The sequence below is a fragment of the Vibrio sp. 1069 genome (assembly GCF_033340555.1).
Window position 1 is genome coordinate 1 of sequence record NZ_JAWOWP010000590.1, and the last position, 605, is coordinate 605.

Here is a 605-nt window from a genome sequence, read left to right on the forward strand (position 1 = left end):
CCTTATCGATGTCTCTAATCAAGCTGCCATCCAGCTTTATCACTTCCGGCTCTAGCTTTAAGATCTCATCAATATTGGAGTATCCAGAACCAAAATCGTCCACGATAATGCGCGCACCCAGTTTTCTGAAATGGCTGCACACTTCTATCATACGACCGTAATCTTTAATCTGTTCAGACTCCAGCACTTCCAGCCCTATTCGCGTCGGGTCATTCAACTGGCTGATTTCATGCTCCAGCAACATCAACGTTTTGTCGCTCAACAAATCTTGCGGAGACAGGTTAATCGAGAAATCCCCTTTCTTATCTCGCATGTAATGCAGCGTCGAGCGGATCATGTGACGACTCAATCTGGTGTACAAATGCGTGTCTGAGATGATCGGTAAAAATCGCCCTGGAGCAATCACTGTTCCGTCTTCTTCTAAAATCCGCACCAGACATTCTTGGCTGGCAGGAAGATGACTGTAAGCGTGCACAATCGGTTGGCTATACGTAATGATGTTCTGCTTGAGAATCGCGCGGCTGACGCAACTCAACCACCCTAGTTGCTCTTTACGTACATCTTCACTGACTTCGATGTCTTTAGCGTTGCAGATATGCGTGTTG

The 605-nt window shown here is 46.6% G+C and carries 1 protein-coding gene; it reads right to left on the minus strand.

All coding sequences use genetic code 11. The features are described from left to right. On the minus strand, nucleotides 1-605 hold a 605-nt coding region (locus R7040_RS27920; RefSeq protein ID WP_318097812.1), incomplete at both ends, for an EAL domain-containing protein.